The organism is Bacteroides sp. Phil13 (genome assembly GCF_001940965.1).
Lineage (GTDB): Bacteria > Bacteroidota > Bacteroidia > Bacteroidales > Bacteroidaceae > Bacteroides > Bacteroides intestinalis.
In genome coordinates this window covers 35934-52644 of the sequence record NZ_MSHA01000086.1, presented here as the reverse complement: position 1 = coordinate 52644, position 16711 = coordinate 35934, and the positions used below count along the sequence as shown (strand labels likewise).

15 protein-coding genes are annotated in these 16711 nt (G+C 42.2%); 7 read left to right on the top strand and 8 right to left on the bottom strand.

Annotated elements, in window-relative coordinates:
* Positions 1-59: 59 nt before the first annotated feature.
* The gene (locus BWI44_RS17095) at positions 60-269 is read left to right on the top strand and encodes a hypothetical protein (RefSeq protein WP_007660550.1); all 210 of its coding nucleotides are present in this window, start codon (positions 60-62) and stop codon (positions 267-269) included.
* Positions 270-393: 124 nt separating this feature from the next.
* Here BWI44_RS17095 and BWI44_RS17090 read toward each other — a convergent pair whose 3' ends face one another.
* The 3 genes from BWI44_RS17090 to pta form a co-directional block, all read right to left on the bottom strand.
* Positions 394-1794, bottom strand: a complete 1401-nt coding sequence (locus tag BWI44_RS17090; RefSeq protein ID WP_118216692.1) for an alkaline phosphatase — start codon at positions 1792-1794, stop codon at positions 394-396.
* Positions 1795-1975: 181 nt separating this feature from the next.
* Positions 1976-3178, bottom strand: a complete 1203-nt coding sequence (locus tag BWI44_RS17085) for an acetate kinase (protein ID WP_044533819.1) — start codon at positions 3176-3178, stop codon at positions 1976-1978.
* A 27-nt stretch (positions 3179-3205) separates the two neighbouring features.
* The gene (pta, locus tag BWI44_RS17080; protein WP_007660556.1) at positions 3206-4216 is read right to left on the bottom strand and encodes a phosphate acetyltransferase; all 1011 of its coding nucleotides are present in this window, start codon (positions 4214-4216) and stop codon (positions 3206-3208) included.
* 308 nt (positions 4217-4524) lie between these two features.
* Between pta and BWI44_RS17075 the strand changes: the two genes are divergently transcribed.
* The 5 genes from BWI44_RS17075 to BWI44_RS17055 all read left to right on the top strand — a co-directional run bounded on the left by BWI44_RS17075 (position 4525) and on the right by BWI44_RS17055 (position 9354).
* Complete coding sequence (locus BWI44_RS17075) at positions 4525-4863, top strand: CidA/LrgA family protein (protein WP_007660560.1); 339 nt, start codon at positions 4525-4527, stop codon at positions 4861-4863.
* Entirely contained in the window at positions 4860-5555 is a 696-nt protein-coding gene (locus BWI44_RS17070) for an LrgB family protein (protein WP_007660562.1), read from the top strand. Before BWI44_RS17075 ends, BWI44_RS17070 begins: the two co-directional genes overlap by 4 nt.
* A gap of 54 nt (positions 5556-5609) precedes the next feature.
* Positions 5610-6527 (top strand): DUF2156 domain-containing protein, encoded by a 918-nt coding sequence (locus tag BWI44_RS17065; RefSeq protein ID WP_007660564.1) that lies wholly within the window; start codon positions 5610-5612, stop codon positions 6525-6527.
* Positions 6528-6603: 76 nt separating this feature from the next.
* Positions 6604-7647: a GNAT family N-acetyltransferase gene (locus tag BWI44_RS17060; protein WP_007660566.1), complete on the top strand. Its 1044-nt coding sequence runs from the start codon at positions 6604-6606 to the stop codon at positions 7645-7647.
* Between the two features lie 450 nt (positions 7648-8097).
* Entirely contained in the window at positions 8098-9354 is a 1257-nt protein-coding gene (locus BWI44_RS17055; RefSeq protein WP_286815216.1) for a cupin domain-containing carboxymuconolactone decarboxylase family protein, read from the top strand.
* A 20-nt stretch (positions 9355-9374) separates the two neighbouring features.
* On the opposite strand, the gene BWI44_RS17050 is transcribed toward BWI44_RS17055, so the two are convergent.
* The 5 genes from BWI44_RS17050 to folP all read right to left on the bottom strand — a co-directional run bounded on the left by BWI44_RS17050 (position 9375) and on the right by folP (position 14565).
* On the bottom strand, positions 9375-9839 hold the full coding sequence (locus BWI44_RS17050; RefSeq protein ID WP_007217031.1) for a cupin domain-containing protein: 465 nt from the start codon (positions 9837-9839) through the stop codon (positions 9375-9377).
* A 79-nt stretch (positions 9840-9918) separates the two neighbouring features.
* A complete protein-coding gene (locus BWI44_RS17045; RefSeq protein WP_007660568.1) occupies positions 9919-11238 on the bottom strand; it encodes a TldD/PmbA family protein in 1320 nt (439 codons plus the stop codon).
* Positions 11238-12776 carry a TldD/PmbA family protein gene (locus BWI44_RS17040; RefSeq protein WP_022394250.1) on the bottom strand — a complete coding sequence of 513 codons (1539 nt, stop codon included), beginning with the start codon at positions 12774-12776 and terminating at the stop codon, positions 11238-11240. The genes BWI44_RS17045 and BWI44_RS17040 overlap by 1 nt, the downstream gene beginning before the upstream one ends.
* Positions 12777-12874: 98 nt before the next feature.
* Positions 12875-13639, bottom strand: coding sequence for a diadenylate cyclase CdaA (gene cdaA, locus BWI44_RS17035; protein WP_007660570.1), 765 nt, complete (start codon positions 13637-13639; stop codon positions 12875-12877).
* Positions 13640-13698: 59 nt separating this feature from the next.
* The gene (gene folP / locus BWI44_RS17030) at positions 13699-14565 is read right to left on the bottom strand and encodes a dihydropteroate synthase (protein WP_118308093.1); all 867 of its coding nucleotides are present in this window, start codon (positions 14563-14565) and stop codon (positions 13699-13701) included.
* Between the two features lie 125 nt (positions 14566-14690).
* On the opposite strand from folP, the gene BWI44_RS17025 reads away from it, so the two are divergent.
* A complete protein-coding gene (locus tag BWI44_RS17025) occupies positions 14691-16658 on the top strand; it encodes a tetratricopeptide repeat-containing sensor histidine kinase (RefSeq protein ID WP_195208759.1) in 1968 nt (655 codons plus the stop codon).
* Positions 16659-16711: the final 53 nt, after the last annotated feature.

Here is a 16711-nt window from a genome sequence, read left to right as displayed (position 1 = left end):
ACGAAACCTTTTCATTTTAATCTTGTAGTATATCCATAAACCATTAAAAATATACAGTTATGGATGATTTGATTTATAGGAATAATGCAATTGCCGAAGAGAATATCGACCCGCATGGTCGTCCGGCAAAGGATGAATTCGAGGAATTCAGTGAAGAGGTCTCTGAGCATACAGATCTTGGGTACAAGGATCAGAAAGTAAAGTCTGCAAAAGAGCGAAAGAAACGTCTCGAAGAAATGGACGAAATAGTCAAGGAAGACTTAAAGTAATAACAGCTAATATGAGTGTAGAAGTAGCAGCACGTTATTATACTACAAGCGCGGATTATGCGGATACGGATTGCGTAATCCGTATCATCCGCTTAATCCGCGCCTGAAACAAATCAATATCTGATTATTTATATCCCGCAACCTTTGCTATACGCTTCGGAATTTCCGTATTATCATATTTGCCAGCAAATTCCTTAGAGCCTGCACCCACCGCATATACAGGTACATATCCTGCTGTATGGCTGCCGCTTGTCCAACCTACCATAGCAATCTGGCTCATTACTTTTCTTGCAGAAGCAGCCAGCGGCTCAGTCTTCGAGTAAAGAGTTTCTTCGAACACGACCTTGTTCTTTACAAACGACTGTTCAAACTCATCACGCAACAGCTTTTCCTGCTCCCAAGTCAAAGGCAACTCTTTCCAAAAGCCCATCTTTTCTGTTAACAGTGCTTTGGCATCTTCCCAAGTAACATCATGTCCTTTTGCCTTACGCAAATCAGTGATAGCAACAGAAAGTAAATCCTGAGATTGTTTTTGATTCTTCAAGGCTTTCAAATGCAATTCATACTTACCTGTACCCAATCCTAAACCACCAGTTTCATGGTCTGCCGTTACCACAATCAAAGTTTCTTTGGGATGCTTCTTATAAAACTCATACGCAACTTTGATAGCATTGTCCATATCTATCACTTCTTCGAAAGTAGTAGCAGGGTCATTTGAATGGCAAGACCAGTCTATCTTTCCACCTTCTACCATCAGGAAGAAACCTTTATTCTTACCTTTAGTCAAAAAAGAAATAGCGCTTTCAGTAATCTCAGCAAGAGTCAAGTCGCCATCTTTGCGGTCAATAGAATAAGGCAGGCAAGAAGGGTTGGCATCATCTTTCTGAATCAGCACCATCTTATCAGCCTGAGCAGCTTTAGCTTTAAAATCGTCTACACCTTTTGCAATCGTATAACCGGCTTCCTCAATGATGGGGAAAATGCTTGGAGCTTCTTTCTTGTCAGCCGTAGTAGTTGGCTTCAGGAAACCACCACCTGCATAGAAATCAAAGTTAGCCTTCGGCAAGTCAAGAGCAATCTCGTAATACATATTACGATTAGGCTGATGCGCATAGAAAGCAGCAGGGGTAGCATGATCCACACTGACACTGGTAGTTACACCAACTTTCTTCCCGGCTTTCTTAGCTCTCTCGGCAACAGTCTGAATCACATTCTTCTGGTCATCCATACCGATAGCACCGTTATACGTCTTCACTCCGGTAGCCAAAGCAGTTCCGGCAGCAGAAGAGTCCGTTACAGAGTTGGTTGCAGAGAAAGTTGTGGCAACACCCACAGCCGGGAACTGAGTAAACAACAACGGTGTCACACCAATGCGTCCTTCCTGTTCAGCCAGATACATTTCCGTACCGTTCACCTGGTTCACTCCCATTCCATCACCGATGAAATAAAATACATACTTTGCCTGTTGGGCATACGTCACACCTGCCAACAGGACAAAGAACAATAAATACATGAATCTTTTCATAAATTGGTATATTTAAAGTAGTTTGAATAAATGTCGCTTTCTCTTAAGAGACAAGCAAAGATAAGGATTTTAAGCCAGTGCTTGGAGCAGATACTGTTAAAAAATAAAGCCGGAAGGCAATCCGCATTGCTTCCGGCTTCATTGTTACATCGCGATTGCGAGATTATTAACTTTTCAAGGATTATTTCTTATTTAAGATAGCCATAGTATCCGAGGCAATCATCAGTTCTTCGTCAGTTGGGATAACTACAACTTTCACTTTAGAGTCGTCAGCAGAAATCACCGCTTCTTCTCCACGAACCTTATTCTTTTCCAGATCCAGTTTCACACCCATGTATTCCAGACCTTCGCATGCACCTGAACGACAAGAAGCCTGATTTTCGCCTACACCACCTGTAAACACTATAATGTCCACGCCACCCAAAGCAGCAGCATAAGCACCGATATACTTCTTAATACGGTAAAAATACATATTTTCAGTCAGGTCGGCCATTTTATTGTTACCGGCAGCAACAGCAGCTTCCAACTCGCGCATATCACTGGATACTCCAAAGATACCTTTTACACCACTCTTCTTGTTCAACAGGTCAGATACACCGGCAGCAGTCAGGTTCTCCTTTTCCATAATGAAAGTTACGGCACCAGCATCAATGTCACCGCTACGTGTACCCATCATCAAGCCTTCCAGCGGAGTCAAGCCCATACTGGTATCAATACTCTTACCATCTTTTACAGCAGTGATAGAACCACCGTTGCCAATATGACAAGTAATAATCTTCTTTCCTTCAGGGTTCACACCCAGAAATTCACACACACGTTGTGAAACGTAACGGTGAGAAGTTCCGTGGAAACCATAACGACGTACGCCATACTTCTTATACAATTCGTAAGGAATAGCATACAAATAAGCATAATCAGGCATAGTCTGGTGGAATGCAGTATCGAATACACCAATTTGCGGTACGTTGGGCAATATAGCAGAGATAGCGTTTACACCTTTCAGGTTAGCAGGATTGTGAAGCGGAGCCAAATCGTTGCAAGCGGTAAAAGCATCCAGTACTTCCTGCGTCAGTAATACAGATTCACTGAATTTCTCCCCCCCATGCACCATACGGTGACCTACTGCGTTAATTTCATTCAAAGACTTGATAGCACCATATTCAGGACTGGTCAATGTATCCAGAATAAATTCTACCCCTACGGTATGTTCGGGAATATCTTTTTCCAGAACTTTCTTTTCACCGTTAGGCAAAGTAAATTTCAGGAAAGAACCTTGCAGGCCAATTTTTTCGATACCACCCTGTGCGATCACTTCTTTATGATCCATATCAAACAATTTATATTTGATGGACGAACTACCGCAGTTTAATACTAAGACTTTCATTTTATATATTCAGATTTAATAGTTATTTTATTCTTTGGCTCCAATAGCCTGGTTGGCAGTGATGGCAATCATGCGATAAATATCTTCAATGGAGCAACCGCGTGACAAGTCGTTCACCGGGCGGGCAATACCTTGCAAAATCGGACCTACTGCATCTGCATGACCTAAACGTTGTACCAATTTATAAGAAATATTACCTACTTCAAGGCTCGGCACAATCAGCACATTTGCGTTTCCTGCAATCGGAGAGCCCGGAGCTTTACTGGCACCTACTTCAGGAACCAATGCAGCATCAGCCTGCAACTCACCGTCTAGAGCCAAGTCAGGAGCCATTTCATGAGCAATTCTCACAGCTTCAATTACTTTATCCACAACCTCATGTTTAGCAGAACCTTTAGTTGAAAAGCTCAACATCGCTACTTTAGGTTCCATACCTACCACTGACTTAGCAGTGCGAGCGGTACAAACCGCAATCTGCGCCAGTTGTTCCGCATCCGGAACCGGTGTAACAGCTACATCACCCATCACCAAAATACCATTCTTTCCATATTCGGGAGCGTGCGTCAGCAACAGCATTGCACCGGATACACAAGTGATGCCCGGAGTTGTCTTAATGATTTGCAATGCCGGGCGCAGTACATCGCCCGTCGTATTGCGTGCACCTGCCAATTGACCGTCAGCATCACCATTCTTAATAATCAGACAGCCCAAATAAAGTGGGTTAAGTACCAACTTACGGGCCTCTTCGATAGTCATACCTTTTTTCTTGCGAAGTTCACACAACAATTGTGCATACTCTTCTTTCTTCGGATGATTCTCCGGATCAATAATAGTAGCCTTACTGATGTTTCCAAGTCCCCATTCTGTTGCACAAGCGTTGATTTCGTCCGGATTACCCAGAAGAATCAAGTCAGCAACTCCATCTGTCAAAATTTGATTGGCAGCTTTCAAAGTACGTTCTTCCGTTCCTTCAGGAAGAACAATACGTTGGCGGTCAGCTTTCGCGCGCTCAACGATTTCATTAATTAATCTCTGCATATATATAAATTGTGTATAAAAATTCGGTAGATGTGTTATTCACGCCGCAAAAGTACACAATTTTGCAATATCAACATTGCAATTCGGGGCATTTTTGTGTTCCAAACCGCAATTATTATAATATTTAACACTAACCTGGCACAAAATGTACAAATAGAAAGAAATATCGCAGGAAACTGTGACAGCCAATCTGCAAAACACCTAACTTTGCAGCGTTTTCAGTAAACAATTCAACTTTTGGTCAGTTATTAAGAAGGTTATTGCCCAAAGAGAGTTGAATTTAATAATAATAAATAGGTAATAGTAGTATGATTCGTCAATGCGCCATCCTTTTCGGATGCCTGGCTTTGGGTGAATTGGTTGTTTTTCTTACGGATATCAAGCTTCCGTCCAGCATCATAGGTATGCTGTTGCTCACCCTTTTCCTGAAATTGGGTTGGATTAAACTGCAATGGGTGCAGGGATTGTCCGACTTTCTGGTTGCTAATTTGGGATTCTTCTTTGTTCCTCCCGGTGTAGCTCTCATGCTTTATTTTGATATTATCGCTGCCCAATTCTGGCCGATAGTGATTGCTTCTTTAGTTAGTACCCTGTTGGTTTTAATCGTTACAGGGTGGGTTCATCAATTAGCACGCAAAATCAAATGAGTTACTTAGACAACGAATTCTTCTTGTTAGCCGTTACTTTCGGCGTGTTTTTCTTTTCAAAACTGTTGCAAAAGAAAACTGGTATTTTATTGCTTAACCCCATTTTGTTGACTATCGCCATCCTGATTATCTTTCTGAAAATGGCGCATATCAACTACGAAACCTACAACAAAGGCGGATACCTCATTGAGTTCTGGCTGAAACCGGCAGTAGTAGCTCTTGGCGTACCCCTATATCTACAATTGGAGGCCATAAAGAAACAATTGGTCCCGATCCTGCTTTCACAATTGGCGGGTTGTATCATCGGGGTAGTTTCCGTAGTGGTGATTGCCAAACTGATGGGAGCACCGCAGGAGATTATTTATTCATTGGCACCTAAATCTGTTACTACCCCTATTGCCATGGAAGTAGCAGATACATTAGGCGGCATTCCAGCACTAACGGCTGCCGTAGTGGTTTGCGTCGGTTTACTGGGTAGTATTGTCGGAATAAAAACCCTGAAACTTACGCGTATTAAGAGTCCTATTGCCCAAGGATTATCCTTGGGAGCTGCCGCCCATGCCGTGGGAACTTCCACCGCCATGGATATCAGTAGCAAATACGGAGCTTACGCCAGTCTTGGACTTACACTGAATGGAATTTTCACCGCTCTACTTACGCCGACTATTTTGCGATTATTAGGGTTGCTATAACAATTTCTCCTTATCTTTGTTATTCTTTATATTCAAACTAACGAAAACGACGATATGATATCATTTAAAGACATCGAACTTAAAGATAAAGAGCTCATTACATCTTATACACAGCATAGTCCTCGACGCAACTGTGACCTTTCATTCTCCAATCTCTGTAGTTGGCGTTTCCTTTACGACACCAAGTTTGCAGTACAGGACGGTTTCCTGATACTGAAATTCTGGGCAGGAGAAAAATTGGTATATATGATGCCAGTCGGGAACGGAGACTTAAAGAAAGTGCTGGAGGATATGATAGAAGATGCCAACCGTGAAGGTGAACGCTTCTGTATGCTCGGAGTATGCGCAGGCATGCGCGCTGACTTGGAAGCCATAATGCCTGATAAGTTTCATTTCGAAGCGGACAGAGATTATGCCGATTACCTGTATCTTCGGACCGATCTTGCCACATTGGCGGGTAAGAAATTCCAAGCTAAACGGAACCACCTCAATAAATTCCGCCGGACCTATACTAATTATGAATATGTTCCTCTCACTTCCAACCGTATACAGGAATGTCTCGATCTGGAAGCCGAATGGTGCAAAGTGAACAACTGCGACCAGCACGAAGGTACGGGTAACGAACGTCGCGCCCTTATCTATGCACTGCATAACTTCGATGCCCTTGGCCTGACAGGAGGTATTCTTCATGTAGATGGTAAAATTGTAGCTTTCACTTTCGGTATGCCCATCAACCAGGATACTTTCGGCGTACATGTAGAAAAAGCAGACACTACGATTGATGGTGCCTACACCATGATAAATTATGAATTCGCCAACCATATCCCCGAGCAATATACTTATATCAACCGGGAAGAAGATTTGGGCATCGAAGGTCTGCGCAAAGCCAAACTATCCTACCAGCCAGTGATTGTCCTGGAGAAATATATGGCTTGCCTGAAAGATACCCCTGTAGATCCGGTGAAATGGTAAGATTCTTTTAAGTAGTTAATAGCAAGTAATAAATAATCAATAAAGATAGTAAGCATCTGAATAGGAGATAGAAATAATGCGTGAAAAGGTAAAGAAGCTGTGGAAGCTTTGTTTTAACGACAATGACGAGTTTGTGAATATGTACTTTAACCTTCGCTACAACAGCGAAGTGAATGTTGCCATCGAAAGTGGTGATGAAGTCATTGCCGCCTTACAGATGCTTCCCTATCCGATCACTTTTCATGGTAATAGTATACCGACTGCATATATTTCGGGAGCTTGCACTCACCCCGACTACCGTAGCCGGGGCGTTATGCGAGAATTGCTATCGCAAGCATTCGGGCGCATGTATCGTAATGATATCGCATTTACTACCCTTATTCCTGCCGAACCCTGGTTATTCGGTTACTATGCACGCGTAGGTTATGCAACGGCTTTCCGTTACGGTAAACGCACTTTTCATTTGCCAACAGATGAAACGGATGCTCCTTCTCTCACTTCATCTGCCGAGACTGGTTGGTGCTTTCAGGCTTACACAGACTATGATGAAGATGTCTACCAATATCTGAATCGCAAAATGCAGGAACGCCCTTGCTGCCTGCAACATACAAAGACAGACTTCTACGTCATACTGGCCGACCTCAATCTGAGTTGTGGGTGCATTTTCACCCTTTCGGATGAATCTGGAATTGCCGCTCTTGCCATTGTCTATCCCGATGAAGAAGCTTCCAAGCTCTATATAAAGGAATTACTTGCAGATACTCCCGAAGCAGAACATTCGTTACTTACTCGCATTTGCCAGAACATGCATACCGAAACCCTCGATATCATCATGCCTCCCATAAAAGATCAATCCTCTTTTGATCTGGGTATGATACGCATCATTCAGGCCAAACCTGTACTGCAACTTTATGCAGCCGCACATCCCGAGGAAGAAATGAACATTGATCTCATTGACAACGAACTTTCAGCCAACAATGGTTATTATTACCTGAATAAAGGGAAATGTATGTATAGTCACAGACGGCTTCCGGGCGCACATGAGCAATTAACAATCGGGCAATTAACAGAAAAAGTATTTGCTTCGGAACAAGCATACATGAGTTTAATGCTAAACTGACATTACCCCAAATGGTAACTTTGTTAACCCCACACAGTAACTCCATTTACATGCTGAGGTAAAGGTCGTTACATGCCGAGGTAAAGAGCGTTACAATAAGCGGTAAAGGTCGTTACATACGGCGGTAAATGCTTTTACATCGCAAGGGAAATAGCTTGTAAATACTATCTATTGATAATCAAGCAATTATCTAAAGCCATTAGTAGTACTAATTCATTTCCGAAAAGAAAGGAAGGAAATGATAAATCCCCATTTAACTCATAACCGCACGGTTATAAACTAATCCCGCCAACCGGTGAAAACAGTAATTTAGTTACTTTTATCTGTAATCTGTATACAACGTTTACGGAATATCTTCGGTAATTTTGCATTGTAAATGAAGCGAATGCAGAATCCCATAAATATGGATTTAATAAACAATAGAACCTATCATCATAAAAACAAAACATTATGAATCTGAAAAGAATAATCATTGCCATAACGGTTGTTTTAATCGGTACAGGCAATATAAACGCACAAGATATGAAAACAGAAGTTCCAAAAATCAGTGATTTCCCAGTAGGGGAAGAGAATACTGGCTACGCACAGTATTTTACAGGTAAATCCTGGCTGGCACCTTTGACTACCAGTAAAGAATTGAATGTCCCGATATCCAACGTTACGTTTGAGCCCGGTTGCCGTAACAACTGGCACAGTCACACAGGCGGGCAACTACTAATTGCCGTAGGTGGTATAGGCTATTATCAGGAACGCGGAAAGGCTGCACGCCGTCTGTTGTCCGGTGATGTAGTAGAAATCGCTCCTAACGTAGAACATTGGCACGGCGCCGCACCCAATAGCTGGTTCTCACACCTTGCCATAGCGTGCAATCCGCAAACGAATCAGAATACCTGGCTTGAGGTGGTGAATGATGAAGAATATGCGGAAGCTGTAAAAGACAGAAGCAGTAAGAATGAAAAGGATGAGAATAGAATTGAATTATGTAAAAAGAACTACACCCAACTATTCGGTGGAGAAGCTTTAACCGGAGAAGGTACAGATCCGGAAATGATGAATATACTTCAGAAATATATATTTGGAGAAGTGTTCAGGACGGGGGATCTGGATATGAAAACGCGTGAGATGATTACTTGCGTATCATTAGCCGCCATGCAGCAACTGCCACAGCTAAAGAGTCATGCCGGAGCTGCACTAAACGTAGGGATAACTCCTATAGAACTGCGCGAGGCTATCTATCAATGCGCTCCCATTATCGGTTTCCCAAAAGTATTGAATGCATTAAGTGCAATAAACTCCACATTTACGGAAAGAGGCATCAAGTTACCTTTGGAAAAACAGGAGACTGTGACGGAAAAAAATCGTTTGGAAAAAGGCCTTGCTATTCAAAAGCCACTTTACGGAGAGGCCATGAAGGAATTTCTAAAAGATGTTCCGGGCGGCATGGGAGCCGACGTAGCACGTTTCCTGACTGAAGTTCACTTCGGAGATTTCCAAACCCGAAGCGGACTAAATACCCAAACGCGTGAATTGTTAACTTTCTGCGTGCTGACTGTAATTGGTGCAGAGCTCCAACTCCAATCACACCTCCAGGCCAATCTGAAAGTAGGTAACAGTAAGGAAATGCTGACTGCCGCTGTCATACAATGTATGCCTTATATCGGTTTTCCGGCAGCAATAAAGGTACTGGATATTATCAAAGAAGCATGATACTTTCTTCCATAAATTCTTTATTGACACAACCGTTTTAGCAAATCTTCATGATCCGGGTAAAGTTTCGATAAACGATCGAACGTACCCAACTCAAAATCATCGAAGGTAAAACCGGGAGCAACGGCACAACTAACCAGTGCATATCCGAAATGCGAAGGCAATTCGGCAGCAAACCAACATCCGGGTTCGATGGCAACCTGCTGTTCGCCCGAAAAGTCAGCAGTCATCAAGTGAGTAACCAATCTACCATCGGGATGGATCACATGTAACATCAGGGGATATCCCGCGTGGTAGTACCACACTTCGGGGGAAGTCAGTCTGTGGAAAGCTGATTTGTCTTCATTTTCCAACAGGTAATAAATGGAGGTCATGGCTGATTTATCGTTATCAATCAGTTTTTCGGAACGAAATATTTCTTTGTAGTATCCACCTTCAGGATGGCGACTCATATTCAGATGATTTATCCAGTCAATTGCTTTCATACCTATATTATTATTAATCAATCCCGCTCTTCCGTGACAAACATCATAGAAAAGCGGGATTTCTTTTATTTAGAATCTCTTAAAGTCCACTGAAGTCAACTCCTTCAAACACTAATGAAGGAACCAGCCAGCTACGATCTGTACGGGCATCATTACCGATAGCCGCCAACGAATTCCACAACGTCAGGAAGTTTCCGGTAACATTCATTTCATTGACAGGTTGCGTCAATTTACCGTTCTCTATGAGGAATCCTTCGATACCGTAAGAGAAGTCACCTGTGTTGCTATTGCTGTTACCACCATTCAAACCGGTAACAAGGATACCATTGGCTACATCAGCAATCAAACCATTAAGATCTTTATCACCCGGAGTAAGTACCAGACGTGACGGACCGCTAATAGTAGGAGCTACCCCCATCTTCTTGGCATTATAAGTATCAAAGAAGTAAGTCTTCAACACACCATTCTCAAAGATCGGACGATGTTCCGTTGCCACACCTTCGTTGTCGAAATAACGCGAACCATTGGCACCTATCACATGCGGATCATCCATTACAGTCAGCTTATCAGAGAATACTTTCTGATCCAGTTTATCAATCAGGAAAGAGTTCTTTTGCTGCAAAGAGGAACCATAAAGAGCACTCAATACTGGACTCAACATACGTCCCGAATTTATCGGATCAACCACCATTGTGTATTTACCAGACTTAGCTTTCTTCTGTCCCAATTTACGCAATACACGTTCCAGTGCTACTGAACCGATATCTGTTTTAGGCAATTTATCATAGAACAAGGAGCTTCCATACCAATAATCAGACGGACGGGCTTCACCCTCACCTTTGATGGCTACACTGGCAGAAACTGAATACCAGGTTGATTTGGACTCACCCTCAAAGCCGTTACTCATCAGGCGATAAGAAGCATTTTCACCATCACTGTATGAGGTCTCTACTGAGATGATACGGTCATTCTTACCCATAACTTCTCCGGCGGCAGCACGGGCCAAAGCTACTTTATCATCCGGATTGATGCCAAAGATCTTATCATCGAACATCTGCAAATCGGGTTTCCCACCTGTATAATAGCGGGCAGGATCTGCCAATACACGGAATTCATCCGGAGCCAGATAACGGGTAGACTCAATACCATTCTTGATAAATGTTTCAAGTTCTTTCTTATCCAGACGATTGGTAGAATAATTACCGTAACGTCCGTCTACATACACGTTGATTCCCATGCCACTTTCAGAAGCCTGTTGCAGACGATCCATCTTAGCATCGCGCAATTCAAAAGAAGTGTTTGAATTGGCATACAATACAACTTTGGCTGCCTGGCAACCATTCTTCAGAGCGAAATCCATCGCCCATTGAGCCAGTTTTTTATTATTATCTGTTATCATCAGTTTTCTCCTCCTACAGTTAATTTACTTACTAAGGCCGAAGGCATACCGCAGGTCACCGGACAAGACTGTCCGTCCTTACCGCATGTCCACGTACCGTTATCGATCTGGTCATTGCTTGCCACCATCGTGATGTCTGCCAATGCTTTGGGTCCGTTACCGATAATATTGATATCTTTGATAGGTTGCGTCAGCTTACCGTCTTCAATCATATAACCGAATTTTACGAAGAACGTAAAGTCACCTGCACCAATCTGCACCTGTCCATTGGTGAATTGTTGTGCATAAATACCATTCTTTACAGTAGAGATGATATCTTCTTCCTTCATATCTCCGGCTTCCATATACGTAGCACGCATACGAGGAATAGGTACATTACGGAAAGTATCGCGGCGTCCGTTTCCGGTAGGAGCCACACCGTAGTGTTTAGAACTGATACGGTCGTGCAGGTAACTAGTCAATACACCATCCTTCACGATATAAGTCTTCTGTCCTTCTATACCTTCATCATCGAAGTTTACAGAACCACGATTGAAAGGAATCGTACCGTCATCTACCACACTGATATGTTCATTACATACTTTCTTGTTCAACTGATCGGCAAAGATAGAAACATTCTTACGGTTGAAATCAGCTTCAAACGCATGTCCGATAGCTTCGTGCAACAAAATACCCGAACCGCCGGATGCCATCACCACAGGGAGTTCACCACCTTTAGGCTTAATGGCTTTAAACATAATTGCTGTATTGTCTACAACTTCGCGAGCTATCACTTCGATGATATCATCCGTCATAAATTCAAAACCTTTACGATAGGAACGAGTGGCATAGTTATTTTCCATACGTCCGTTCTCTTCCATAATACAGAAAGCCATATAGGATACCATCGGACGATAATCATAGTAAGTCACACCTTCTGAATTACAAAACAGCACATGTGTTGTGTTGTCGCTCAAAGAAGCCTGCACCTTACGTACACGATTGTCCAACGCAAAGACTTTATCATTCAGTTTTTGCAGATAAGGCATTTTCTCTTTCAGACTCACTTCTTCCCAAGGAGTAACTACAGAATAACGGTCTCTTTCAATCGTCTTCTCCTTAAATGCAACAGGTTTTCCTGCCTTACCGGAAGAAGCAATGCGGGCAGCCGTACGTGCGGCACGCAACATTTCTTCCAACGTCACACCTTCCACATAAGCATAACCGCTTTGGTCACCGGCTAATACACGGACACCCATACCGAAGTCTATATTTGAACTGCAATTGTTCACTTTGCCGTCCATCAGGGCTACAGCATTATTAAAAGAGTGTTCAAAATAAAGGTCCGCATAATCCCCACCTTTTTCAAGTGCAGCAGTCAGCACCTTCTTCAGGTCTGCCTCCGTTACACCGAAATGGTTCATAGCCGCAGCTACAGCAGATTTGTTATCCGTGCCTCCCAAAGCTCCCCGTACCGTATCAGGCAAGGCAAGCGACGGAGCAGCCAGCGAACCTAATACTGCCAGACTCCCCATCCGTAAGAAATTCCGTCTATCCATCTTTCTTTTTTTTAAGATTGCTAATAATATGTTCTTTATATAAGTTCTGTTTTTCAGTATATAAGACGTTATTTAGTATTATTTTGTCACACCCGAAACTAATTTTCTTTTGTCAACAGGCTTTCCAATTCTTCCGCATTCAAACGTAAGTGGAATTGTCCTTTATAGGCTACAGAAATGGACCCGGTTTCTTCGGACACAATAATAGCAAGTGCATCGGATTCCTGAGAAATTCCCATCGCTGCACGATGGCGCAATCCCAGTTCCTTCGGTATATCCAGATTATGCGATACCGGCAAAATGCATCCCGCTGCCTTTATACGACCTTTACTGATCACCATTGCGCCATCATGCAAAGGGCTGTTCTTAAAAAAGATATTCTCTATCAGACGCTGGTTAATATCAGCATTGATAATTTCACCCGTACGCACCACATCATCCAAAGGGAAGTTATGTTCAATCACAATCAAAGCCCCTACTTTCTGTTTGCCCATACTGATACATGCCATAACTACCGGCATGATTTCATCGTGCTGCATGCTCTCCTTCTTATTCCCAGTAAAGAAACGTACCAAAGCACTGGCATGCTGGTGTGAACCAAGCGTCAGCAAAAAGCGCCGTATCTCATCCTGGAAGAGGATGATAAGTGCTACTACTCCTACACTCACCAACTTGTCAAAGATGGAACCAAGCAGTTTCATCTCCAATACCTGTGACACCACCAACCAGATCAATATGAATATCAGGATACCCGTAAACACATTGATGGAACCGGAAGCTTTCATCAGCTTATACGTATAGTAAAGCAGAAATGCAACCAGAAGAACGTCAATAATATCTTTTACTCCAATATCAAAAAACATAAGAATTATGATTTATGAATTATGAATTATGAGCTAAGTGACTTTCCTTATATCACTTATCACTCTATCACCTTATCACTATTTTTCCGCATTGCCTCCACAATCTTCACCGTTTCTACGGCTTCGCGTACATCATGTACCCGGAGAATATCAGCTCCTTTCAACAGACAAATAGTATCAAGTACCGTTGTTCCGTTCAATGCATCCTGCGGAGTGTTACCCAATAAGCGATAGATCATGGACTTACGGGAAATACCTACCAACAAAGGCAATTCAAAAACACGAAATTCTTCGAGATGCGCCAGAAGTTCATAGTTATGTTCTACCGTCTTACCGAAACCGAAACCAGGATCAAGAATAATATCCTTCATACCCAGGTCACGTAACTGCTGCACCTTCTGAGCAAAATACAAAAACACCTCTTTCAGAAGATTATCGTAGTGCGGATGTTGCTGCATATTCTGCGGAGTTCCCTGCATATGCATCATAATGTAAGGCACATTCAGCTCGACCACTGTACGAAACATATCCGCATCCATCTCTCCGGCAGCAATATCATTGATTATAGCCACTCCATATTCCTCCACACACATCCGTGCTACATCCGCTCTGAAAGTATCAACAGAAATAACTGCTCCGGGTTGTGTCTTGCGCAAGATTTCCAATCCCATGCGTAAACGTTCCATCTCTTCACGGGGAGAAACGTTTTCTGCATTCGGTCGGGAAGAGTATGCACCGATATCTATAATCCTGGCACCCTCATCCAATATCTGTTGCGCCCGTGCAGCTATTTCAGCTTCAGTTTGCATACGTGAACCGGCATAAAAAGAATCAGGAGTAATATTCAATATTCCCATAACGCAGGGCCCAGAAAGGTCGAGTAAAGAACCGTTGACATTGATATATTTAGAAGATAACGTTTCCATGGATAGTCCTTTTTCGTTTATACTTTGCAAATGTAAACAAAAAAGGTCAGCATAATCCTATAAAATATAAAAAAACAAATTAACTTTGCTCAGGATTGTCAACTAACAGGCAAAAGTAGTAAACTATGAAAATATACAAGATGGGCAGATTATCCTCTCTCTTCTTACTCTTTTTCTGGTTGCTTATTCCGTGGCAGCTTTGCGGACAAGAAACAAGCGAACAAGAAAAGTATCATGTAGACAGTACATTGTTTGTGTACTATCAACATTGCAAGACAGAAATCAAATCTTCATCTGTCATGCAAATGCTTGATACACTCTTTCTTATGGCCAAAGAAAAAGGTGATATACGAATGCAGGCAGTAGCCATCTCCAGCAAAACAGACCATTTCTATTTTAGTCCGTCCTTTGAAGGCCAAGAGGACAGCCTGATATTGTATACCAACACTATCAAAGACTTTGCCCGGAAAACCAATCAGCCCCAATATTATTATTTTGCCTGGGCCAACCGCCTCATAACTTACTATACAAGACAAAAGAAATTAAACCTGGCTCTTTATGAAGCCAACAAAATGCAGCAAGAATCGGAAAGCCGGGAAGAAATCGATGGTATGCAGAATTGCTATCAGGCCCTATTACGCATCTATCAGAGCAAAGAACTCTATAAGCAAGCCACTGTATATGCCCAAAAGCTGATAGATCTCACATTAAAATATAATCTGAATAAGTATAATCTGACAAATAAATATCTTGAATTAAGTAACTGCTACCTCCGTACCAATGAACCGGAAAAGGCCTGGGAAGCTCTTGAAGAAAGTAAATTGTATATAGGTAATGAACTAAACCAAGGAGCTTATCTATGCGGACTACTCCGTTATTACATCCACACCAAAGATATGGTCAAAGCCCGGGAAACATTAAAAGAAACCACACAACTTTTCAGCAAGAATACAGAATTACGTATTAAGCGCACCACTAATCTACTAGAAATTGAAACCAATTATTACATAGAAACCGGTGAATTCGATAAAGCCCTAGATGTATTCCAGCAAGCCTTTGAAAAGCTTAGTCAAAATGGATTTATCACCCCTACACTATATCGCACACGTGGGTCCATCTATACTGCTAAAAAGGACTATCAGAAAGCAATTGAGAGTTATGAAAAAGCTTTTGAACTCAGTGATTCACTGAATAGTGCTCAGGAAGATATAGCTGTAGGAGAGTTCGCAACCATTTTGGGAATGGAACATCTTAACCTGGAAAACAAAGAGTTAATACAGAAAAATCAAGAAATACAATTAGAAACACGCCGGTATATTATCATTCTATTATGTATCATAGTAGTAATTGTCGGCATTATGTTTTTTCGCGAAACCCGGCTTAATAAAGTTCTACGCCGTGCTAAAGATGCAGAACAGAGTGCCAGCCGTATGAAAACTGAATTCATACAGAATATGAGCCATGAGATACGTACACCACTCAATTCCATAGTTGGTTTCTCGCAAATACTCAGTAGCAAGATTTCTGAAGAAGACGAAGAATCGAAAGAATATACAACTATCATCGAGCAAGGCAGTAATCATCTGCTTCAATTAGTAGACGACGTATTGGAATTATCCAGTCTTGATAGTGGTACTACCATCCCTATCGACACAAAGAGTGAGCTAAATGAGCTTTGTCTACAATGGATGGAACGCGCAAAACGCCTGGTTAAACCCGGAGTCGTTCTTTCTTATCAACCTGAACAGAACGAACTCTATCTGTATACAAACCCAGCACGTCTTGGACAGGTAGTATTACAATTACTGCACAACGCAGCAAAATTTACAGAAGAAGGTGGTATTACACTTAGCTGGCGCATTCTTCCCAAACAAAAGCAAATCATGATTTGCATCACCGACACCGGCATTGGCATTCCCCAGGATAAACAAGAATTTGTGTTCGAACGATTCGCCAAATTAGATACATTTTCAAAAGGTACCGGATTAGGACTTGCCCTCAGCCGTCTCATTATGGAAAGGATGGGTGGTAATCTTGCACTTGATGCCCAATATATGGATGGGTGTCGCTTTATACTGACTCTACCTACATAATAGACACCAAAAAGTGTCATAAAAACTTTTTATTCCAATAAAGAAAAGCTAAA